The sequence below is a fragment of the Flavobacterium sp. T12S277 genome, from assembly GCF_048514875.1.
In the GTDB taxonomy this organism is placed as follows: Bacteria; Bacteroidota; Bacteroidia; order Flavobacteriales; family Flavobacteriaceae; genus Flavobacterium.
Window position 1 is genome coordinate 80,014 of record NZ_JBLYEG010000017.1, and the last position, 20,778, is coordinate 100,791.

Consider the following 20,778-nt stretch of genomic DNA (forward strand, 5'->3'; position numbering starts at 1 on the left):
TGCGTAAATCTCCGCGCACTTTGCGGTTAAAAACTATGAAAACATTCAAATCGGTTTTTGAGAATTATGATTGGGATACTATTCAATCTAAAATATATCAAACCACATCAAAAGATGTAGAACGCGCTTTGTTTAAAACCAAACGAAGTCTCGATGATTTTTTGGTATTAATTTCTCCTGTTGCACAACAATATCTGGAGCAAATGGCACAGCAATGTCATGAAATTACCAAAAAGCGCTTTGGCAAAACCATTCAAATGTATGCGCCGCTGTACCTAAGCAACGAATGCCAAAACATTTGCACCTATTGCGGATTTAGTTTAGACAATAAAATCAAACGAAAAACCCTTACTGATGCTGAGATCAAAATTGAAGTAGAAGCTTTAAAAGAGATCGGTTTCGACCACGTTTTACTGGTTACCGGTGAAGCAAACTATACGGTAAACATCAATTATTTTCTGAATGCCATTGCCTTAATAAGAAAAGAGTTTTCCATTATTTCTGTCGAAGTCCAGCCGCTTTCCACCGAAGATTATGAGCGTTTACATCAGGCTGGTGTTTATTCTGTTCTGGTTTATCAGGAAACCTATCATCAGGATGTCTATAAAAAATACCATACAAAAGGAAAAAAGTCTAATTTTGATTACAGACTGGAGACTCCCGACCGAATTGGCACAGCAGGAATCCATAAGATGGGGCTGGGTGTTTTGCTAGGTCTGGAAGATTGGCGAACGGATAGTTTTTTTAATGCCTTGCATCTGGATTATCTGCAAAAGAAATACTGGCAAACCAAATATTCCGTTTCCTTTCCAAGACTCCGACCGGCAGAAGGCATTATCGAGCCTAATTTTATTATGGATGATAAAGATCTCACTCAGTTGATTTGCGCCTATCGTTTGTGGAATGAAGATCTGGAAATTTCGATTTCTACACGTGAAAATGAAAAGTTCAGAAATAATATTATACCAATTGGCGTTACAAGCATGAGTGCAGGATCGAAAACCAATCCCGGTGGTTACGTTGTTGACCCTCAATCACTGGAACAATTTGAGATTAGCGATGAACGTTCTGCCAAAGAAATTGCACAAATTATAACCAATTCAGGCTATGAACCTGTTTGGAAGGACTGGGACAAAAGTTACTGTTAGGGAAATTTCAATATTCAAATTCCAAATCCCAAATTCCAAATTCCAACAATCTAAAATCTAAAATTCCAAAATGAGCATTATACAAGAATTTCTCCGCTACAACAGACAAACCATTCTTCCCGAAATCGGGGACGAAGGTCAGGAAAAACTCAAAAAAGCCAGAGTTTTAGTGATTGGCGCTGGTGGTTTAGGCTGTCCAATTCTACAATATATTGCAACAGCCGGAGTCGGTTACATTGGTATTATGGATTTTGACACTATCGAAATTCACAACCTGCACAGGCAAATTTTATATACCGAAAATGAAATTGGCAAACTCAAAGCTATTGTTGCAAAAGAAGTGGTCTCAGAACTAAATCCATTAATAAAAGCTGAAGCTATTGTTGAAAAATTAACTCCCGAAAATGCAGCACAGATTATTGAGCAATACGATATTGTAGTCGATGGTTCGGATAATTTCACCACCCGTTATCTGGTTAACGATACTTGTGTGGCGTTGCAAAAACCTTTAGTCTATGGCAGCATTTTAAACTTTGAGGGGCAAGTTGCCGTTTTCAATCATAAGGGCAGTAAAAACCTGCGTGATTTATTCCCCGAAATGCCGGATCCAAAAGATGTCCCGAATTGCAATTTAAATGGCGTTTTAGGAACATTACCCGGAATTATCGGTACAATGATGGCGCATGAAACACTCAAATTAATTTTGGAATTACCCACCTTAAACAATGAGTTAGTGCTCTTCAATACGTTAAACTGGAACTTTATGAAAATTAATTTTTAAAAAACAATCGCGTCTCCAACACTGATAAGTCCAGAATTCAGACTTACAATATTGGTTCCGAATAAAACGGAATTGTTTACATTTCGATATTTACTTAAAGTCTTCAGAGGTTCTTTTTTTACAATACTTTTTTGCGGATCATTATTTACCATAATACATCTTCCGCAGGGTTTTATGTTTCTAAAGTACACTTCTCCGATTTTAAAAGCAACAAAATCATCTTCCTCATGAGCCTTCTGACTGCTGATTACAATGTTCGGACGGAAGCGCAAAACGGTAATTTTGTCTTCCAGTTTTTCATTTAGAAAATCCAGACTTTCGGTTCCGATCATTAAATACGGATAACCGTCGGCCAAACTTACATTAAAGGTTTCTTTTAGCTTTGAACTTTCGTGTTTACGATCTCCGTTTCTAATAATTTTAACTAGTTTACATTCGAAACCTAAATGTTCGCTAAACCAGATCGAAGTATTTTTATTGACCTCAACGACATCACTGTCATCCTCCCACACTTTAACGGCGATGGACTGATCTAAATGTTCTTCGATTAAAAAATCATGCTTTTGGTCTTTAAAAGTAATGCTAATTTTACCTTCCGAAATCTGAGGATAAAACTGACTCATGAGAGGATATTCTCTTTGTGTCAGCATCTTGTTTTCAGCATCAACAAGCATCCATCTGCGGTCGTTTTCAAACCCCATTTCTTCGGCATAGGCGCTTTGACAGCTTATTCCTGCCAGACTTTTTACAGGATAGATATAAAGTTCTTTTACAATATGAACTGCACTCATTTTATTCCTTTTTTAAAATGGATATAAACGCTTCGCGATCAATCTCGCGACAACCTAAACTCTCTAAATGCGAATTATGAACCTGACAATCCAGAAGTTTGTAGTTCGCTTCTTTTAAGTACTGCACCAAAGCGATGAAAGCTACTTTTGAAGCATTTGATACTTTCGAAAACATGCTTTCTCCGCAAAAAACATGACCCAAATCAATACCGTACAAACCTCCTACCAAAACTTCATCCTGCCAGACTTCAACAGATTTTGCAATTCCCTGTTCGTTTAATTTACAGTAGGCATCAATCATTTCGTTTGAAATCCAGGTTCCGTTCTGACCATCACGTTTGATGTTCTGGCAATTCGAAATCACAGCCTCAAAACTTTGATTGAAGGTAACTTTAAACTGTTTTCTATTCAAAATATTGCGCATACTTTTTGACACGATCAACTCATCAAGAAACAAAACCATTCTGGGATCTGGTGACCACCATAAAATCGGTTCTCCTTCATTGAACCACGGAAAAATTCCGCTTTTATAAGCCAGTTTCAGCCTTTCCGGGTCTAAGTCTCCGCCAATAGCCAGAATTCCTTCTTCATCGGCTTCTGAAACGGGAGGAAAAAACAAATCGTTAAATACGTAATACATTTTAAAAAAATCCAATATTAAAATTCCAAATTCCGGGATGGTGTTTCATTTTTTCCTTTTTCAGAAAGGATAAACGACTACACTAAGTTTAAATATAAAAGCAAATTCCAAACTCCAATTGCACATTTCATGAATTGGAATTTGGAATTTACTATTTGAAATTTTAACTTTTTTAGAACGGTAAATCGTCCGGTTCGTCTTCGTTCAAATTAGTTGCCGGTGCAAAAGCTTCTGCAGCTGGCATTGGAGCCGTTTGCCCAGGACCTTCCGGTGCCAGTCTCTCGATTCTCCAACCTTGAATACTATTGAAATATCTGGTTTCACCTTGTGGATTAACCCATTCTCTTCCTCTTAAATTGATAGAAACTTTTACTGCCTCACCTTGTTTGTAGCTACTTAACAAATCGCATTTATCTTGCGTAAATTCGATCAAAATATGCTGTGGATACTGCTCATCTGTGGTAACAACCAACTCTCTTTTTTTGAATGCAGCACTAACTTGTTGCTCTGGGTTCACCACTTTTACTTTTCCTGTAACTTCCATCTTCTTTCTATATTAATTATTGTTTCTATTCTTATTGTTTTGCTAAAAGTACTTTCCAGGCCGATGAAATATCGTCTTTATTAAGATATTTTTTGGCTTCTAAGTGTACTTTTTCGAGATCGTCTGAGCTTAAAACTCCTTTTACCGAAAAATTTTCTTTCACAAATATACTAACTTCTTCTGTGGTAGGCAAGGCTTCGATGTTGCCTAATTTTCCAAGATCATTTCCGTCAAAAACGGGACTATCTTTGATAAAATCCGGAATCACATCTACTCCAACTCCTAAAGTTGTCAATGGTTTAGGCACTTCAAAAAGTCCCTGATTCGATCTGGAGTACCAATTACTTCCCAATCTCGAAACCAAATCGATTTTATGCTGATCAATGGCTCCGTTTTCATCTAAAATTGCTTCGTGAATATGAATCTTAACCACTTCACAAAGAATTAAATTCCCCGCACCACCCTGATCTCCTAACGGAATAATCTGAGTCACTTTGCATTCAAACTGTACCGGAGACTCTTTTACGCGATAAGGTTTTACAAAATCAGACGGAATTTGTGTCAATCCGGCTTTTATAAATTCGTTTACACCTTCACCATATTCTGTACTCGCTAACGATGTTTGCTGTACCAGATCATAATTCACAACATTAATTACGACTTCGCGGGTTTCCTCCGCATTAATCAAAGTGTGTTTGACCGTATTATCGCGTACACGTCGGGCCGGTGAAAAAACCAAAATTGGCGGATTGGCACTGAACACATTAAAGAAACTAAAAGGCGACAAATTGGGTATTCCTTTAGCACTAATTGTACTTGCAAATGCAATTGGCCTCGGCCCTACAGCACTTTGTAAATAACCTTGTAATTTTGCCGTTGGTATTTCTTTTGGATCAATGCTAATCATATTTTTCTTTTTAATGGAACCTCATTTCCGTAGCTACAAAAATAGAAAAATCGTTTAATCCAAAGAAATAGTTTCAGACTTAAAAACAAAAAAATCTTTAACGCTCCACAAAATATTAAATGTGTATATTTCGTTATATTTATACCACAAAAAAATAGTTATGTCTTTTTCCGAGCGAAGAAATACAACACGTTGGATCATTATTTTTATTTCCTTTTTAATCATTTCTTTGATTCTCTGGAACACTTATACTTTTTTTCAAATCTTTAAAAACGAAGAACGCCTGAAAATGAATCTTTGGGCCAATGCACAAAAGACACTGGTCAATGCAGATGAAAATACAGATTTGGATTTACCGCTTGAAATTATCAACAACAATACCTCGGTTCCTGTTATGCTTACCATGTATGACAAGGTAATTAGTTCTGTCAATGTCCCCGAAGAAGTTCTTCAAAATGAAAAAAACACATTGTCCTATCTCAAGAATCTAAAAAATGAAAATGAGCCTATCGTTATTGAGTATGCTCCCGGGAAACATCAGGCATTGTATTATGGAAATTCGGCATTGATCAACAAACTAAAATACTATCCAATTGCCTTATTGCTGATTATCTTTTTATTTGGAGCTTTGATTTATAACTTTTACCGGAGTACCAAAATGGCCACTCAAAACAAGCTTTGGGCAGGAATGGCTAAGGAGACAGCACATCAGATCGGAACACCTTTATCTTCCTTGATTGGCTGGGTTGAGATTTTAAAAACAGAAGAGATCGATCCGTCTATAACCCTTGAGATCGAAAAGGACATTGAGCGTTTACAAACCATTACAGACCGTTTTTCTAAAATTGGATCGGTTCCTGTGTTAGAAGAGAAAGATATTGTTGCTGAAACACTGAACACCTACAAATACCTGCAATCCCGTTTTTCAAAACAGGTTTCGTTCTCTTATCATGCCCCTCAGCAAAGCATTTTGGCTATGATAAACCCCACGTTGCACAGCTGGACGATCGAAAATTTGATTAAAAATGCAATCGACGCCATGAAAGGAAAAGGGACTCTTGACCTTCAAATCGAAGAAGATTCGCAACATGTAAAAATTAATGTAAAAGATTCCGGAACAGGAATTTATAAAAAACAGTTCAAAACTATTTTCGAGCCCGGTTTTACCACGAAAAAACGTGGCTGGGGTCTGGGACTTTCATTGACCAAGAGAATCGTTGAGGAGTATCATGGCGGAAAAATAAAAGTTTTACATTCTGAAATTGGAAAAGGAACTACATTCCAAATTTCGTTAAATAAAAAAGTGCAGTAAAATTACTTACTGCACTTTATCTTTTTTATTTCGACTGTCAAATCGAGCGAAGTCGAGATTCTTATGTTTGAAATGAAAGACTTTGACCTTGCTCAGTCTAACATGGTGTTTTATAAATTTGACTGAATGTCTTTAGCCAAAGCTTCAAACTCTTCTTTAGATAGTGAAACTTTATTATGGAAACGCATTTCATCCATTTCATTTAACGGAATCAAATGTACGTGTGCGTGAGGCACCTCTAAACCAACAACCGCCATTCCGACTCTTTTACAGGGAACGGTTTTTTCTAAAGCAATTGCAATTTTTTTAGAAAACTTCATTAGCCCTAAATACAACTCGTCTTCAATCTCGAAAATTTTGTCGATTTCTTTTTTCGGAATACAAAGTGTATGTCCTTTTGCATTTGGGTTTACATCTAAAAAAGCCAAATAATTATCGTCTTCAGCAATTTTATAAGCCGGAATTTCTCCGTTTACTATTTTGGTAAATATTGACATTCTATTTTCGTTTAATTGGTTCATTGTTCAACCGATTTAACGATTAAACAGTTACACTTAAAAAATTAGTCTCTGGTAATTTCAAGAATTTCGAATTTCAAAACTCCGTTTGGAACCGTAATTTCAGCTACTTCTCCAACAGACTTTCCTAGTAAACCTTTTCCAATCGGAGAGGTTACAGAGATTTTTCCTGTTTTTAAATCGGCTTCACTTTCGGCAACAAGCGTATATTTCATTTCCATTCCGTTGCTTTGATTCTTAATTTTCACATTAGAAAGAACCAACGCTTTCGAAACGTCCAATTGAGATTCGTCAATTAATCTCGCATTAGAATACACTTCTTCCAGCTTAGCAATTCTCATTTCTAACAGACCCTGCGCTTCTTTTGCAGCATCATATTCGGCGTTTTCAGATAAATCACCTTTATCTCTTGCTTCCGCTATATCTTGAGATGCCTTTGGACGCATTACACTTTTTAAATGCTCCAACTCATCTTTTAATTTTTTTAATCCTTCTGCTGTATAATAAGATACTTTACTCATAACTTCGTCGTTTATATAAATACAAAAAATCCCATCGGGACGGGATTTCTTATTACAAATATACTATTATTTTTAATAGTACATAATTATATGTTAATCATATAGAATTCAAATCTAAATAAATTATTTTTGTTTCACTAATTCTTATTAAAATAATGAAAAAATTCTGGTACTTAATTGTCTTTGTTTCTGTGCTTTTATCCTGTAGTGACAATAACCGAAGTAATAAAAACCCTTACATTCCAAGCTATACGGTTAACCTTTCTGTTGATATGAATTTGCCGGCCTATTCAAACCTTAAATTTGTAAGTAATGCTGTCATTGTTCCAAATTATGGTGCAAAAGGAATTATTATTTTTAATACCGGAAGCGGTTACAATGCATTTGATGCTGCCTGTCCTAATCAGCCCATAACATCATGCACCGCCATGACCATCGATGGTATAAATGCAGTTTGCTCCTGCGATAAGACTGCTTATAGTTTATTTACCGGATTGGGAGGTAAAGAATATCCCTTAAAACAATATCGCGTAGAAGTAACCGGAACGGTGATTCACGTTTACAATTAAAATAAAAAAAAGCCTGAAAAATCAAATTTTCAGGCTTTTTTACTTTTTTAGAATTTCAATGTCAATCCCGCTAAGAAATTAATCCCGGCCTGAGGATAATAGTAGGGATAAACGTCCCACATTGCTCCATTTGAAACATATTTTTTATCCAGAATATTGTTTACCAAACCTGTAATTAAAATCGATTTGAAAACAGATTTTGGCTTGATTTCATAAGAAACATTCAAATCGTTCACAAAATAATCTGCCAGTTTAGCAGCCGGCAATTCAATATTGTTCATGTATTGCTCGCCTACATATTTTTGCAATAACGAAATGTGTAAACTTTGAATCGGACTGTACACAATAATATTTCCAGCAATAACCGATGGTGAATAAGCAATATCAGTTGTTCCGTAATGCTCCCCTTCAACAGCCAGATCAATATTTTTATTGTTGCTTAAAGTGAAGTTTGGTCTAAGAATAAACTTCTCCGAAAGTTGTATTGTCGCATCTACTTCCAAACCTAAACGGTAACTTTTTTCGGTATTTGCACGAATTGGGGCTCCAACATCGTCCAGTCTTCCGGTTAAAATTAACTGATCTTTATAGGCCATGTAATAAACATTTGAATTCAATTGAAATTTATCCGAATTGAATCTCCATCCTAATTCAAAATCATTTAGTTTTTCAGGCTTTACATTTCCGCCTTCGTAATCGGTTCTGTTAGGCTCGCGATTGGCTCTGGCGTATGAAAAGTAAAGGGTGTTTTTGGAGTTAATTTCGTAATTCAAACCGGCTTTCGGATTAAAGAAATTAAAGCTGTCATCTACTAATCCTGTATCTTTACCATTGGCTTTGTACTGTACATTTCTGTATTGCAAATCGCCATAAAAGCTTAGCTTTTCGGTAAACTGATAATTTGCTTTTGCAAAAATATTCCCGTCCGTTTTAGTTGAGAAATCGTCGTAATAGTGATTTCCAGGCAGGGCCTGAGAAGAATTTCTTGCCCAAATTACTTTACCAAAATGAGATCCCTCATATTTATTCCAGCCACCACCTACGATCACATCCAGTTTTTCTTCTTTGTATTTTACTGAAAAAGTTGTCCCGTAAAAATCATTGTCCAACCATTTCTGACGAATTAAGTCAGTGCCAGGAACAAGTTCTCCAAGATCATTTTCCACCATTTTAGTGGGCTGAATTGGTCCATAACCTGCAACTGGCTCATTGTATTTAAAGTTTTCATAATACCCCTGCCCTTTTGTATAATGAACCGCTAAATTACTGCTCCATTGATCGGAAATGGATTCACTCCAATGCAATTGATAATGATTTTGTTTGTAATTGTCTGTTTCATTATCATAGAAATGAACATTTCCTGCTTCATCTTTATATTTTCCGGCTGAATTGTAAGTTCGATTTGAATTTAAAGTTTCGGCATCAATTCCGTTCCAGGACTGGTATGTTTTTTCAGTACCTCCAAAAACGAGTGCTTTAATCAAAGTTGTTTTACCTATATAAGTTCCCTGAAGAAAATACGATTTTAAGTCAGAACTTGCACGATCTACATAACCATCCGATTTAATGGTAGACAAACGTCCTGCCAGTTCAAAATGATCGTTTAATAAACCTGTACTGAATTTTACCGTATTTTTATTTGAATTGAAACTTCCGTAAGAACTTGAAATTTCCCCGCTTGCTTTGGTCGCATAATTATCGGTCAGCATGTTCAAACTGGCTCCAAAAGCAGAAGAACCATTGGTAGAAGTTCCAACACCTCGTTGCAACTGTAAACTTTCAACAGAAGAAGCAAAATCGGGCATATTTACCCAAAATGTTCCCTGACTTTCGGCATCATTGTAGGGAATTCCGTTAATGGTCACGTTTACTCTGGTAGCATCACTACCACGCACCCTGATTCCGGTATACCCTATTCCGCCTCCTGCATCAGAAGTAGTAACCACCGACGGCAGATAGTTCATCAGGATTGGAATGTCCTGACCCAGATTTCTAAATTTAATGTCTTTTTTATCGAGATTACTAAAACTTACCGGGGTTTTGGTCGTAACACGAACTGCCGAAACTAAAACATCATCCAGTTTATTGACTTTAGTAGAATCCTGCTCTTGTGCGGAAGATAATTGAGAAAAGAAAATAGAAAATAGAAGAAAGAAAATTGATTTTTGGTTCATCTTAGAACCTTTGTAACTTAGCACCTCAGCACCTTTAAAAAAAGTTTTCATCTGTAAAGAATTACAAATAAAAGGGGGAATTATTCTTTTTGTTAAATTAATAAATGTTTCACGACAAAGTATAGTGTATACGCTAAAATTGTCGTCTTTCCCTTAGCGACATTACTCGCTCAGGTTCTTTGGGTATGATCTCAGCTCGTTATTTAGAGCACCCCTTTGAGACGGGGTAAAGGTAGTATTAAAAAATCCAATTTTCAAATTCCAAATTCCAATTTTTGACAACGAAATCTAAACTCTGTAATTGGAATTTAATCTAAATTCGGCTTCCTACGAGATTGTTTTATTTCAGATACGTTCTTTTTATCCTTGATTCGTTTTTTAATCACCGATTTTGGAATTTTAGTTGCTTTACGAACTTTAGGAACATATAAACCTTTTTTAATCAGTTCTAAAAAACGCTTTACAACAATATCCTTGTTTTTAAGCTGACTTCTGTCTTCATCACAATTTAAAATCAAAACATTTTCTGTCGTTAAACGGGCTGCAATATTCTGTTGTAAAAGCAGTTTTCCGTCTTCAGACAGCGCCTGCGAAGTATTCAAATCAAAAGTCAGTACAACTTTTGACGAGACTTTGTTTACATTTTGTCCTCCCGCACCGCTGCTGCGTACTGCTTTAAAACTTAACTCTGATATAATTTTTTCGACATCCATTATTGTGGCTGATGTGCTGCTTTTAATAAATCGTTTACTGTTTTCACCGGATTAAAAGTAATTAAGGGTACTGCCACAAAGATAGTCAGCCAATTGGCCATTGCTCCGTTCCACAATCCTGGCAGTTCGTAGCTTTTTACTACCCTTCCTTCAACGCTTTTTTCAACAATAAAACCTGTTTTTTGATCTACAAATTGCAATAGATCAAACTTTTCATTCCTGTAATTTTTAATTCCACAAACTAAATCAACAGGGTTAAAATGAGTTGCCGAAGCCAGGATTTCCTGTTGTTTTTTATTGGTCAGATCTATTTGTGAGGCTTCAACAATCTGCAACGAAACCGACCCTTTGTCATTCATTACCCAAAATGGTCCACCACCGGGCTCTCCCTCATTTTTCACCATTCCGCAAACACGAATTGGCCTGTCTAGCAAATCTTTTATCTTACTGATTTTATTTTCAAAAGTAAATTTACTAAAATCACTATTCAGTTCAATGTTAAGCTTCTTCAATAAAAAAGCAACAATATCTTCAAGGTCTTCTTCTTTAACCTCTTGTTTTTCAATTGCTGTTAAATAACCAAAAACCTTTTGCTGAATTTCAAGTAAAACTCCCGCCAATGCCTTTTTATACAACGCAATTTGATCAATATGATTCTGAATTACATTGTCGATATTCTTAATAAAAATGACATCAGAATCAAGCCCATTCAAATTCTCGATTAATGCTCCATGCCCGCCAGGTCTAAAAACTAATTTATTATTTTTATCCCGAATCGGACTATTTTTAACATCTACACAAATAGAATCTGTGCTTTTATTTTGGTAAGAATAAGAAATATCAATTTTAATTCCTGAATCTACTTCTACTTTTTCTTTAAGAACCTCAACTTCATTTTCAAATAAATTTTGATGTGCTTCTGAAACTGTAAAATGCAAATTAGAAACCTGATTTGACGTTGCATAATGCACACACTCACTCAAATGTTCTTCGATTGGATTCGCTATATGCGTTTTGTATTGATGAAAAGGCAAAACTGCTTTTGGCTTATTGGCAAAATCATAATAATCAAAAGACAATAATGTTTTTATAAAATAATAATTTTTATAATCTCTGTCTAACGTTTCAAAATCAGGATAAATCTCTCTCAGCTTTTTATCCAGAGTTTCAAAAAACGGAAACTTATCCATCGCCACAATAAAAATAGATAATTCACTATCTTTTCTTCTGTTGATATAGGCATTTATAGTTTCTTTCTGAATGTCAAAATCATTCAAAAAAGCACTTAAAAATTTAAACATCCTACTCGCCGCTCCTGAAGCCGGAACAAACTTTTTAAGTTTGATTTTTGATTTTTGAGCGTCAAAAAAAGCTGCTTTTTCTTCAAATTCCGCTTCTGATAAGCTTAGAATACCATTGGTTATGGTAGCCGGACTAATTAAATTAGATTTGGTTATTCCGTTCTTAAAAATTTGCAGTTGCTGTAAAATCTTTTCAAAAGAAATTCCGTGCTCGTATATCTGAACGAAATCTTCTGACGAAAAACCATGTTGTTTTGCAATAGCCAATTGTTCTACAATAGCTACCGCTTTAGCCAAACGGCTTTCTTTATTTCCGGAAAGGGTTATAAAAGGTTTCTTTGTATCAATAAGGGTCTGTTTGAAGACAGAAAACACTGTCTCACGACCTTCCGGAGTATCCCTGATATCGTCTTTTTCCCATGGGACATCAATGTCTGTCAGGAAAAACAAATCGTATTCGTGCTCTAATGCCGCCTCATTTAAAAGCGGATCACAAAAACCATAGTACATTTCAGAGAAAACCTTTGTCACCATTAAGTTGGTATCGCAAAAAAGGTATTTTTTAGATAAACTGAGCTTTTGATTTTCTAAAGCTACTTGTCCATAGGCAATAGGCAGCATGTCTTCAGCTACGCAAATGTGCTGGTTCTCTTCCCATTTCTCCTGCAAATAATCGCGTGCAAATTCAGGAACCCATTCGGTTTCATAATATTCCGAAAGCTGTTTTGCCAAGGTAGTTTTTCCTGTACTTTCAGGACCAAATAAAGCAATTTTTATGATAGCTGTTTTTTGCTGTCTAAGATTTTTCTCCATTCTAAATAAGCTGAAATAGCCAAAATTGTAAAAATTAAATACTGAAGTGACAACATCCCTAAACCGCGATAAGCATAAAGGGGCACCACAATAATATCACCAATGATCCAAAGCGTCCAGTTCTCGATCTTTTTCTTCGCCATGTACCACATTCCCGCAAAAAATATTCCAGATGAAATCATATCGACATAATTGTCATTTCTAATTTCATAATCAAAGTATTTGTAAATGCCGAAAACTACAAAAACAGTTATAAAAAACAATACAATTCCAATTATTTTTTCGTTTGCATTTGTACGTGTTATGGGCAAATTATCTTCTACCGTTCCTCCTTTGGCCCACACATACCAACCGTAAATACTCATAATGGAAAAATATCCGTTGATAATCATATCACCAATATAACCTGCAACATATAACAGATAAACCGAAATAACGGTGGCGATCAAACCTGTCGGATATACCCATATATTTTCTTTTTTTGCAAACCAGACACTCAAAATACCGCAGATAAAAACTAAAAACTCCAGGCCAATATGCCATAACGGAGTGTTTTTATAACTGTCCAGAAAAAAATCAATCATAATCGAATTGGTTATTTTGGGTTGGTTTTATTTTTATGATTCAAAAAAATGACTGTCGTTTTCAAAAGCGGTTCCAATAACCACTAAATCAGCACCGGCATTATAAGCGTTTTGAATTCCGTGCAAATCTACAATTCCTCCGCCAACAATTATAGGAATCTCCACATTTTGGGCAATTAACCGGATCATTTCTAACGGAACTGCTTTTTTTGCACCGCTTCCCGCTTCCAAATAAATCAATTGGTTCCCTAACATTTCTCCTGCCTGTGCTGTTGCCAAAACCAGATCAAAATTATCCCGATCCAGTGGTTTTGTTTTACTTACGCGTGCTACGGCCGTTTCGTTTCCGCTTTCAATCAAAATATAACCTGTCGAAATTACTTCCAAATTGGTTCTTTTTAAAATTGGAGCTGCCTGAACCTGATACTCTATTAAATAATCCGGATTCCGGCCTGATAATAAAGATAAGAACAAAATCGCGTCTGCCTGAGGCGAAATCTGTGAGGGGTCACCCGGAAATATAACAACGGGTAAATTGGTATCTTGTTTTAATTTTGAAATTAAATCTTCTAAAATTGTTGCCTGTACAATACTTCCTCCCACAAATATATGTGTTGCGGGCGATTGATTTATTTTGAGCAATAAATGATCTAAATTTTCCCAAACAATCTTATCCGGATCTAACAGTATAGCCAGTAATTTTTGCCCATTCCTTTTAGCTTCCAAAATTTCTTGCCGTATGGTGAGTAATTTTTGTCTCATAATGGGCGTAAAAGTAAAAGTTTTTTGATGCAGAAGAACTATTTTGAATGAATTATATTTGTGTTATAGCTAAACAAAAGTATGATTGCAATTGATCTGTTGGAAAAATATGGCGCGTTGAAAAAGTCATTCGACAAAAATGAAATTATTTTTGAAGAAAATAACCTGCCCACACATTATTACCAAATTGTTTCAGGCGAAGTAAAAATGAGCAATTATAACGATGACGGACGTGAGTTTATTCAGGGTATTTTTTACAAAGAACAGTCTTTTGGAGAACCTCCTTTGTTTTTAAATCAAAATTATCCTGCGAATGCCATTGCGGTTGAAGCCTCAGAAGTACTGCTGCTTTCCAAAAGCAACTTCCTGAAATTGCTGGAAGAAAACCCCGGTATCAGTCTTAAAATCATCGAAAACCTGGCGCAGCGTCTGTACTATAAATCGGTTATGGCGGCTGAAATGTCGACGCAGGAACCGGAACATCGTGTTTTAAAATTAATCGATCACGGAATTGCCTATTTCAATTTTGAAAAAAACGAAAATGGCTACCTCATCAATTTTACCAGACAACAAATTGGAGACCTAACCGGTTTGCGTGTCGAAACGGTCATCAGAACCATAAAAGCGCTTGAGAAAAAAGGTCTTTTAAAAATTATAAACAGGAAAGTATACCGATAAAATAATTTAGTTTTTATGATTTAAGTCATAAAATGCACCCCTATAGTGACTGTATCTTTGTAGTATAAAAATCTCAATATCATGACACTATATCAAACAACATTCGAAAATTTCAATAAAAATTATATGGGTTCTGCTGCAATGGCGGTAATTGGTCAAAGCTGTTTAGGGGGTGCTGCGGCAATGTACGTTCTGGCTAACGGAACCTCAATACCACAAATGATACAACTTGCTATTATTGTTCTGGCTTGTGTTTTTGCCAATACTTCTATACTGGCGCAAATGAAACACAAAACGGTTTTTAACTTTATTATTGCAAGTGCCCTTTTAAGTGTATTTTTTATTCTGTTAAATAGTTTTATACTATGAGAAAACAAATAGAGAACCGGGCAGATGTCGAATTTTTAGTACATCAGTTTTACGCTAAAATAAGAGCCGATGAAGAGATCGGCTTTTATTTTAATACCATGATCCAGGACTGGGACGCTCATTTAGAGAAGTTAACCGATTTTTGGGAAACCAATTTATTTGCCGTCAAAAAATACAAAGGCAATCCGCATGCGGTGCACAATGAGGTTGATTCGCATTTTGAAGGAAGAATCACTTCGAATGAATTTGGAATCTGGCTGAACTATTGGTTTCAGACTTTAGAGGAACATTTTGAAGGCGAAAATGCCGAAACCTTAAAACGACGAGCCAGAAAAATGGGCACTTTCTTGTTTATGAGTATGTTTGAGCACCGTAAGAATATGAGTGAAACCTTGTGATTCTAAATATTAAAACATATCGTTTGTCATTTCGACTAAAAGGAGACTCGAGCGATAGCGAACAGGCGAAGCAAATCACACAGGGAATTCCGCCAACAAAAATTCCAATCTTTGTCGAGCTTCTAGCGTGATTTGCTTCGCCTGTTCGCTATCGCTCGAGTCTCCCTTCGGTCGAAATGACATAAGCAATTCCGCTAACAAAATTGCCAATCTTTGCCGAGCTTCTGGTGTGATTTGCTTCGCCTGTTCGCTATCGCTCGAGTCTCCTTTCAGTCGAAATGACAAGACTAAACCTTGGAATTTGGATTTTTTTTATTGGAATTTTATTAAAATTTTATTTTTCAAAAGCATAAACCAACGTAAAGTTTTGCCCTGTGCTGTCTGATTTAATTTCTTTATAATGCACATCAAAATCCAGTACCAGATCATTAAAATGGAGACTCGCCTCCGTTTGGTTCTTAGCTAACGAAAAGGCATTTACGCTGATATGATCTTTAAAACTGATTCCTTTTTCGTTTCTGATTTTAAAAATAGCTTCTTTGGCTCCCCATATTATCGTCAGTTCGCGGATGTAGTCGGGGGTATTTTGGGTGTTTAAATAGCTGTTTTCGGTCTCTACAAATTTATCGGCGATTCGGAGAATTTTTTCGCGTTGCAATTCCATGTCGATTCCTACTGTTTCATCGCTGATGATAATGGCTGCAAAATCATGCGAATGCGTGATCGAAATGTAAGTGTGACAATTAAAATACGGTTTCCCAAATTCGTCATAATGCAAATCATGATCTGTAAACCCCATTTCCTGAATGAGCATGCGAACGCTCAAAAAGGCACGCTGGTGCATTTGAGATTTCATTCCGTCCAACCTTAACTGTGTTTTTTCTTTCAAAACTACTTGGCTCACTAACTCCTCAAATGATTCGGTTATGTGCCAAACTAAGATTTTAGTCGTTTCGTTGAATTGTATGGTTTGAAATAGAGGCATTCTTTTTTTAATTATGAGTTATGAATTATGAGTTTTTAGTTATGAGTTGTTTTCCTGATTTGAAAACGAAATTTATTATTTAACGTCTCTTTTTTAGCCCTGATGGAAACGGCATCCTTTTGTGGCGGGGTTCGACACAAAAGATATAGTGGACAGCAGGATTAGCTTCTTATTTCGACTATGCTCAATAGGACAGCAACAGTAATCCACTAATATTCTAAAGATTAAGAAATTAAACATTTCACAAATCTGACAGAAAGTAGTCAAAATTAAAAAGCTATTCCGTAAATTTGCAAAAATTTTACAATTACAAATATACTATAAATGAGTACTACAACTACGCCTTTTGTGGCTTTCAAAGTAAAAGACATCTCTCTAGCGGCTTGGGGAAGAAAAGAAATTGAATTAGCTGAAGCAGAAATGCCAGGTTTAATGGCGCTTCGTGCTGAATATAAAGACGAACAACCTTTAAAAGGTGCTCGTATTGCTGGATGTTTGCACATGACGATTCAAACTGCTGTTTTGATCGAAACTTTAATTGCTCTTGGTGCTGAAGTTACCTGGTCATCTTGTAACATTTTCTCTACTCAGGATCAGGCTGCTGCTGCTATTGCTGCTGCCGGAATTCAGGTTTATGCATGGAAAGGTCTTGATGAGCAATCATTTGACTGGTGTATTGAGCAAACTTTATTCTTTGGTGAAGACAGAAGACCATTGAACATGATTTTGGATGATGGTGGAGATTTAACGAATATGGTTATTGACCGTTTCCCTGAATTGGTTCCTGGAATTAAAGGATTATCTGAAGAAACTACAACTGGTGTTCACAGACTTTACGAAAGAGTAAAAGCCGGAACTTTACCAATGCCTGCAATTAACATTAATGACTCTGTTACTAAATCTAAATTTGATAACAAATACGGTTGTAAAGAATCTGCTGTTGATGCTGTTCGTCGTGCAACTGACTTAATGTTAGCTGGAAAAAGAGTAGTAGTTTGCGGATACGGTGATGTTGGAAAAGGAACTGCTGCTTCTTTCAGAGGTGCAGGATCTATCGTAACGGTTACTGAAATTGACCCGATTTGTGCTTTACAAGCTGCAATGGACGGTTATGAAGTTAAAAAATTAAACACTGTAATTGCTAATGCTGATATCATCATTACTACTACAGGAAATAAAGATATCGTTCTTGGAGAGCACTTTGAGCAAATGAAAGACAAAACTGTTGTTTGTAACATCGGACACTTTGATAACGAAATTGACATGGCTTGGTTGAACAAAAACCACGGTGCTTCTAAAATCGAAATCAAACCACAAGTTGACAAATACACTATCGCCGGAAAAGATATCATCATTTTGGCTGAAGGTCGTTTAGTAAACCTTGGTTGTGCTACAGGTCACCCAAGTTTTGTAATGAGTAACTCATTTACAAACCAGACTTTGGCTCAAATCGAATTATGGAACAACAGTGCTGCTTACAACAATGACGTTTATATGTTGCCAAAACATTTAGATGAAAAAGTGGCTGCTTTACACTTAGCTAAATTAGGCGTTGAGCTTGAAGTTCTTCGCGAAGATCAGGCTGCTTATATTGGTGTTGAAGTTCAGGGTCCATTCAAACCAGAATACTACAGATACTAAATAATTTTAGATCAAAGATTTCTGATTTTAGATTTCTTCGATTATATCTTTCAAATCCGACCGGTTTTTAAAAACGGGTCGGATTTTGTTTTTAATAGCTTTTCATGAATAAACGAGGCCTATTTCTTAGGAGACAAAAGATTTCTGTCAAAAAAAGTTTTTTTTTCAGAATAACTTTTTAATTTTAAGAATTCAAATAAGTCACTACTTCTCAACTACATAAACACCCTGCTCTTGAAAAAAAAATATCTTTTATTGATCTTCTTGTTTCTAGTATGTCTTCCGGGCATTCTTTTTTCGCAGGAAAAAAAACCTAAAGTCGTTTTAGTACTAAGCGGTGGTGGAGCAAAAGGAATTGCACATATTCCGCTTTTGCAAAAACTGGATTCTCTGCATATCGTTCCGGATCTTATTGTGGGAAACAGTATGGGCAGTATCATTGGCGGTTTATATGCCATGGGATATTCGGGCGATAGTATCGAAAAAATCACCAAGAATATTTATTGGGACAAACTCCTTGGCGGAGGCCAATCGTTGCAATCGGTAAGTGCCGAAGAAAAAAGAGAATTCCAAAGATATTTGGTCGGAATAGGTATTAAAGACGGAAAACTCAATAGTGTCGGTTCGCTTTTAAACGATCAAAATCTTAGAGAATCTCTTTCCGAATTAACCTTTCCTGTCTATAATGTTAAAGATTTTGACAGTCTCCCGATACCCTTTAGAGCTATGGCTACCGACCTGGTTGAAGGCAAAGAAGTTATTTTAAGCAAAGGTAATTTAGCTTATGCCATGCGGGCCAGTATGTCATTACCTGCTATTTTCAAGCCGGTACCTTACGAAAAAACGGTATTAGTAGATGGAGGTGTCTTAAATAATTTCCCGACTGATGTTGCCAAACAAATGGGTGCCGACATTATTATTGGTAGTGATGTAGGTGGTGGAATGCAGCCAATGGGCAAGCTAAACAATATTATGATGATATTAATGCAGACCAGTATGTTTCCGAGTAATGTTAAAAACCCGGCAAACCGTGATCTGTGTACCATACTGGTCGATCATATGCCCAACCTACGCTTCTCGACAGCTGACTTTGCAGCCAGTAACGAAATCTACAAAGACGGTAAAATAGCGGCAAATCACAATCTTCCGGCTTTAATTGCTTTGTCGGAAAAGTTAAAGGGATTTCAGCAACGAACGCACAAATTGCCGTATATGCCCAAAGAATTTGTTCTTGACTCCATCGTTTATAAAAAAATAAGTCCGGAAAACCTGCCTCTGGTCGTTGGAAGAGCCAATCTTAGACCTCATGTAAAATATACCTCCAGAGATTTAATCTCAGGTATAAACAGAGCTATGGGGACCAATCTTTTTGATGAAATTGGCTATAGCTATTTCGTTAAAGACGGTAACAAAACGGGCATCACCTTATTTGGATTTGAACGTGCCAAAAACCAGCTGAACACCTCCGTACACTATGACACCTATAGAGGGGTTGGTATTATTTTTAATTACACCGCCAGAAATATTCTTGCAGATGCCTCTCGCCTTTTGATCACTGCTGATATTGCTGAACAGCCAAAAGCCAGAATCAATTTTCAGAAAAATTTTGGAGGACGCAGAGAATGGTGGTGGGGAACTGAACTTTACGGAGCTCTCCTAAAACAAGAAATTTACATCAATGGCAGGGCCTCAGACAATATCCTTTATAACGCATTTGAATTTAGCAGTGAGATCAACCGAAATTTAAATTCGCTGAAAAGCTATTTTGGCTTTGGCTTAAACTATAATTACACCAATTTAAAACCAAAATATGATCGGGAATACGGTCCGAACACCATTTCGCTAAAAAGCTACAACTTTAACAACATCGAATTCAACATGCATTATTCCTATAATGATATGGATAAAGTTTTCTTTGCTACAAACGGAACCATTATAAAGTCAAATATTGCGCGATCCTTTCTTACCGATATCAATGCCTCCTTTTCCGATGAGGGTTTTACGCGTGTTTCGGGGGCAACAAACGACTACACAAAATTTGGTTTTAGCTATGAAAAGAGAATATCCCTAAAAAAGAAAATTACGGGAATCATAGGATTTGATGCTTATTTTGTTTTTCAGGATAAACTTAAAGACCATCAACTGCCCTTTACCGATTTTGGATATGCAGCAAAATATTTTCTGGGTGGTATTATCCCGAGTTCTGGCAGCAATCGCTTTTCATTCCCTGGTTTGCATGAAGACGAACTCAATGTAACGCAATATATGGGGCTTAAACTCGGATCACAAATAAATATTACCGGAAAAATCTATCTGACCCCTCATGTTAATATTGCCTCTGTAGGTTTTGATACTTTTCGCGATTTCCGCGACAATGTGTTTAAGCCAAAAGGAAAGTGGGATGATAATTTCAATACCAGCCTTCTGATATCCGGAGGAGCTGCTATCTCCTATCAGTCCATTTTAGGCCCAATTCATTTCGACACTTCATGGATCAATAATATCGATAAAGTCAGATTGTTTTTCAGTGTCGGATTGTCGCTTAATCCTTAGGAAAATTAAAATATTACTATCTTTCAAACCCGACAAGTTTTAAAAAACCTGTCGGGTTTTGTTTTTAGTATCACTT

The 20,778-nt window shown here is 36.3% G+C and carries 21 protein-coding genes; 9 read left to right on the forward strand and 12 right to left on the reverse strand.

All coding sequences use genetic code 11. The annotated features are described in order from the left end of the window. Nucleotides 1-35 precede the first annotated feature (35 nt). Together thiH and ACN1CN_RS20135 are read left to right on the forward strand one after the other, a co-directional pair. The gene (gene thiH, locus ACN1CN_RS20130; protein ID WP_419137143.1) at nt 36-1,148 is read left to right on the forward strand and encodes a 2-iminoacetate synthase ThiH; all 1,113 of its coding nucleotides are present in this window, start codon (nt 36-38) and stop codon (nt 1,146-1,148) included. Nucleotides 1,149-1,218: 70 nt separating this feature from the next. Further along, nucleotides 1,219-1,929 carry a HesA/MoeB/ThiF family protein gene (locus tag ACN1CN_RS20135; RefSeq protein ID WP_419137145.1) on the forward strand — a complete coding sequence of 237 codons (711 nt, stop codon included), beginning with the start codon at nt 1,219-1,221 and terminating at the stop codon, nt 1,927-1,929. Here the strand turns inward: ACN1CN_RS20135 and ACN1CN_RS20140 are convergent. The 4 genes from ACN1CN_RS20140 to ACN1CN_RS20155 form a co-directional block, all read right to left on the reverse strand. Next, nucleotides 1,926-2,720 (reverse strand): MOSC domain-containing protein, encoded by a 795-nt coding sequence (locus ACN1CN_RS20140; RefSeq protein WP_419137147.1) that lies wholly within the window; start codon nt 2,718-2,720, stop codon nt 1,926-1,928. The two genes, ACN1CN_RS20135 and ACN1CN_RS20140, sit on opposite strands and share 4 nt — an antisense overlap. 1 nt (nt 2,721) lies before the next feature. Then, nucleotides 2,722-3,360: a leucyl/phenylalanyl-tRNA--protein transferase gene (gene aat, locus ACN1CN_RS20145; RefSeq protein ID WP_419137149.1), complete on the reverse strand. Its 639-nt coding sequence runs from the start codon at nt 3,358-3,360 to the stop codon at nt 2,722-2,724. A 172-nt stretch (nt 3,361-3,532) separates the two neighbouring features. Beyond that, nucleotides 3,533-3,904: a DUF3127 domain-containing protein gene (locus ACN1CN_RS20150; RefSeq protein ID WP_041516416.1), complete on the reverse strand. Its 372-nt coding sequence runs from the start codon at nt 3,902-3,904 to the stop codon at nt 3,533-3,535. Between the two features lie 31 nt (nt 3,905-3,935). Continuing rightward, nucleotides 3,936-4,811 carry a flavin reductase family protein gene (locus tag ACN1CN_RS20155; RefSeq protein WP_419137151.1) on the reverse strand — a complete coding sequence of 292 codons (876 nt, stop codon included), beginning with the start codon at nt 4,809-4,811 and terminating at the stop codon, nt 3,936-3,938. Nucleotides 4,812-4,971: 160 nt separating this feature from the next. On the opposite strand from ACN1CN_RS20155, the gene ACN1CN_RS20160 reads away from it, so the two are divergent. Further along, a complete protein-coding gene (locus ACN1CN_RS20160; protein WP_419137153.1) occupies nt 4,972-6,123 on the forward strand; it encodes a sensor histidine kinase in 1,152 nt (383 codons plus the stop codon). A 110-nt stretch (nt 6,124-6,233) separates the two neighbouring features. Here the strand turns inward: ACN1CN_RS20160 and ACN1CN_RS20165 are convergent, their stop codons facing one another. Together ACN1CN_RS20165 and greA are read right to left on the reverse strand one after the other, a co-directional pair. Further along, nucleotides 6,234-6,620, reverse strand: coding sequence for an HIT family protein (locus ACN1CN_RS20165; protein WP_419137155.1), 387 nt, complete (start codon nt 6,618-6,620; stop codon nt 6,234-6,236). 65 nt (nt 6,621-6,685) lie between these two features. Further along, nucleotides 6,686-7,162, reverse strand: a complete 477-nt coding sequence (gene greA, locus ACN1CN_RS20170; RefSeq protein ID WP_017497969.1) for a transcription elongation factor GreA — start codon at nt 7,160-7,162, stop codon at nt 6,686-6,688. Between the two features lie 155 nt (nt 7,163-7,317). On the opposite strand from greA, the gene ACN1CN_RS20175 reads away from it, so the two are divergent. Continuing rightward, a complete protein-coding gene (locus tag ACN1CN_RS20175) occupies nt 7,318-7,731 on the forward strand; it encodes a Rieske (2Fe-2S) protein (protein ID WP_264526283.1) in 414 nt (137 codons plus the stop codon). 47 nt (nt 7,732-7,778) lie between these two features. Here the strand turns inward: ACN1CN_RS20175 and ACN1CN_RS20180 are convergent, their stop codons facing one another. The 5 genes from ACN1CN_RS20180 to ACN1CN_RS20200 all read right to left on the reverse strand — a co-directional run bounded on the left by ACN1CN_RS20180 (nt 7,779) and on the right by ACN1CN_RS20200 (nt 14,078). Beyond that, entirely contained in the window at nt 7,779-9,956 is a 2,178-nt protein-coding gene (locus ACN1CN_RS20180; RefSeq protein ID WP_419137157.1) for a TonB-dependent receptor, read from the reverse strand. Nucleotides 9,957-10,213: 257 nt separating this feature from the next. Further along, nucleotides 10,214-10,618: an alternative ribosome rescue aminoacyl-tRNA hydrolase ArfB gene (arfB, locus tag ACN1CN_RS20185; RefSeq protein ID WP_419137159.1), complete on the reverse strand. Its 405-nt coding sequence runs from the start codon at nt 10,616-10,618 to the stop codon at nt 10,214-10,216. After that, nucleotides 10,618-12,732 carry a DUF4301 family protein gene (locus ACN1CN_RS20190; protein ID WP_419137160.1) on the reverse strand — a complete coding sequence of 705 codons (2,115 nt, stop codon included), beginning with the start codon at nt 12,730-12,732 and terminating at the stop codon, nt 10,618-10,620. Before ACN1CN_RS20190 ends, arfB begins: the two co-directional genes overlap by 1 nt. Then, entirely contained in the window at nt 12,693-13,316 is a 624-nt protein-coding gene (gene pnuC / locus ACN1CN_RS20195) for a nicotinamide riboside transporter PnuC (protein ID WP_419137162.1), read from the reverse strand. Before pnuC ends, ACN1CN_RS20190 begins: the two co-directional genes overlap by 40 nt. 33 nt (nt 13,317-13,349) lie before the next feature. After that, complete coding sequence (locus ACN1CN_RS20200) at nt 13,350-14,078, reverse strand: geranylgeranylglyceryl/heptaprenylglyceryl phosphate synthase (protein WP_264526279.1); 729 nt, start codon at nt 14,076-14,078, stop codon at nt 13,350-13,352. Between the two features lie 81 nt (nt 14,079-14,159). On the opposite strand from ACN1CN_RS20200, the gene ACN1CN_RS20205 reads away from it, so the two are divergent. The 3 genes from ACN1CN_RS20205 (at nt 14,160) to ACN1CN_RS20215 (ending at nt 15,523) form a co-directional block, all read left to right on the forward strand. Further along, complete coding sequence (locus ACN1CN_RS20205; protein ID WP_419137164.1) at nt 14,160-14,756, forward strand: Crp/Fnr family transcriptional regulator; 597 nt, start codon at nt 14,160-14,162, stop codon at nt 14,754-14,756. An 81-nt stretch (nt 14,757-14,837) separates the two neighbouring features. After that, the gene (locus tag ACN1CN_RS20210) at nt 14,838-15,125 is read left to right on the forward strand and encodes a hypothetical protein (protein WP_264532187.1); all 288 of its coding nucleotides are present in this window, start codon (nt 14,838-14,840) and stop codon (nt 15,123-15,125) included. Beyond that, nucleotides 15,122-15,523 (forward strand): group III truncated hemoglobin, encoded by a 402-nt coding sequence (locus ACN1CN_RS20215; protein ID WP_419137166.1) that lies wholly within the window; start codon nt 15,122-15,124, stop codon nt 15,521-15,523. The genes ACN1CN_RS20210 and ACN1CN_RS20215 overlap by 4 nt, the downstream gene beginning before the upstream one ends. 334 nt (nt 15,524-15,857) lie before the next feature. On the opposite strand, the gene ACN1CN_RS20220 is transcribed toward ACN1CN_RS20215, so the two are convergent. Then, nucleotides 15,858-16,508 carry a 4'-phosphopantetheinyl transferase family protein gene (locus ACN1CN_RS20220; RefSeq protein ID WP_419137167.1) on the reverse strand — a complete coding sequence of 217 codons (651 nt, stop codon included), beginning with the start codon at nt 16,506-16,508 and terminating at the stop codon, nt 15,858-15,860. Nucleotides 16,509-16,832: 324 nt separating this feature from the next. On the opposite strand from ACN1CN_RS20220, the gene ahcY reads away from it, so the two are divergent. Together ahcY and ACN1CN_RS20230 are read left to right on the forward strand one after the other, a co-directional pair. Continuing rightward, nucleotides 16,833-18,149, forward strand: coding sequence for an adenosylhomocysteinase (gene ahcY / locus ACN1CN_RS20225; protein WP_264526274.1), 1,317 nt, complete (start codon nt 16,833-16,835; stop codon nt 18,147-18,149). A gap of 234 nt (nt 18,150-18,383) precedes the next feature. Further along, nucleotides 18,384-20,702 carry a patatin-like phospholipase family protein gene (locus ACN1CN_RS20230; protein WP_419137169.1) on the forward strand — a complete coding sequence of 773 codons (2,319 nt, stop codon included), beginning with the start codon at nt 18,384-18,386 and terminating at the stop codon, nt 20,700-20,702. Nucleotides 20,703-20,778: the final 76 nt, after the last annotated feature.

What these genes read in the sequence shown, in the direction of transcription:
- ACN1CN_RS20135 (WP_419137145.1), top strand. Translation starts at nt 1,219, where the DNA reads ATGAGCATTATACAAGAATTTCTCCGCTACAACAGACAAACCATTCTT.
- thiH (WP_419137143.1), top strand. Translation starts at nt 36, where the DNA reads ATGAAAACATTCAAATCGGTTTTTGAGAATTATGATTGGGATACTATT.
- pnuC (WP_419137162.1), bottom strand. Translation starts at nt 13,316, where the DNA reads ATGATTGATTTTTTTCTGGACAGTTATAAAAACACTCCGTTATGGCAT.
- ACN1CN_RS20220 (WP_419137167.1), bottom strand. Translation starts at nt 16,508, where the DNA reads ATGCCTCTATTTCAAACCATACAATTCAACGAAACGACTAAAATCTTA.
- ACN1CN_RS20210 (WP_264532187.1), top strand. Translation starts at nt 14,838, where the DNA reads ATGACACTATATCAAACAACATTCGAAAATTTCAATAAAAATTATATG.
- ACN1CN_RS20155 (WP_419137151.1), bottom strand. Translation starts at nt 4,811, where the DNA reads ATGATTAGCATTGATCCAAAAGAAATACCAACGGCAAAATTACAAGGT.
- ACN1CN_RS20190 (WP_419137160.1), bottom strand. Translation starts at nt 12,732, where the DNA reads ATGGAGAAAAATCTTAGACAGCAAAAAACAGCTATCATAAAAATTGCT.
- ACN1CN_RS20150 (WP_041516416.1), bottom strand. Translation starts at nt 3,904, where the DNA reads ATGGAAGTTACAGGAAAAGTAAAAGTGGTGAACCCAGAGCAACAAGTT.
- ACN1CN_RS20215 (WP_419137166.1), top strand. Translation starts at nt 15,122, where the DNA reads ATGAGAAAACAAATAGAGAACCGGGCAGATGTCGAATTTTTAGTACAT.
- ahcY (WP_264526274.1), top strand. Translation starts at nt 16,833, where the DNA reads ATGAGTACTACAACTACGCCTTTTGTGGCTTTCAAAGTAAAAGACATC.
- ACN1CN_RS20205 (WP_419137164.1), top strand. Translation starts at nt 14,160, where the DNA reads ATGATTGCAATTGATCTGTTGGAAAAATATGGCGCGTTGAAAAAGTCA.
- ACN1CN_RS20160 (WP_419137153.1), top strand. Translation starts at nt 4,972, where the DNA reads ATGTCTTTTTCCGAGCGAAGAAATACAACACGTTGGATCATTATTTTT.
- ACN1CN_RS20140 (WP_419137147.1), bottom strand. Translation starts at nt 2,720, where the DNA reads ATGAGTGCAGTTCATATTGTAAAAGAACTTTATATCTATCCTGTAAAA.
- ACN1CN_RS20165 (WP_419137155.1), bottom strand. Translation starts at nt 6,620, where the DNA reads ATGTCAATATTTACCAAAATAGTAAACGGAGAAATTCCGGCTTATAAA.
- ACN1CN_RS20175 (WP_264526283.1), top strand. Translation starts at nt 7,318, where the DNA reads ATGAAAAAATTCTGGTACTTAATTGTCTTTGTTTCTGTGCTTTTATCC.
- greA (WP_017497969.1), bottom strand. Translation starts at nt 7,162, where the DNA reads ATGAGTAAAGTATCTTATTATACAGCAGAAGGATTAAAAAAATTAAAA.
- arfB (WP_419137159.1), bottom strand. Translation starts at nt 10,618, where the DNA reads ATGGATGTCGAAAAAATTATATCAGAGTTAAGTTTTAAAGCAGTACGC.
- aat (WP_419137149.1), bottom strand. Translation starts at nt 3,360, where the DNA reads ATGTATTACGTATTTAACGATTTGTTTTTTCCTCCCGTTTCAGAAGCC.
- ACN1CN_RS20180 (WP_419137157.1), bottom strand. Translation starts at nt 9,956, where the DNA reads ATGAAAACTTTTTTTAAAGGTGCTGAGGTGCTAAGTTACAAAGGTTCT.
- ACN1CN_RS20200 (WP_264526279.1), bottom strand. Translation starts at nt 14,078, where the DNA reads ATGAGACAAAAATTACTCACCATACGGCAAGAAATTTTGGAAGCTAAA.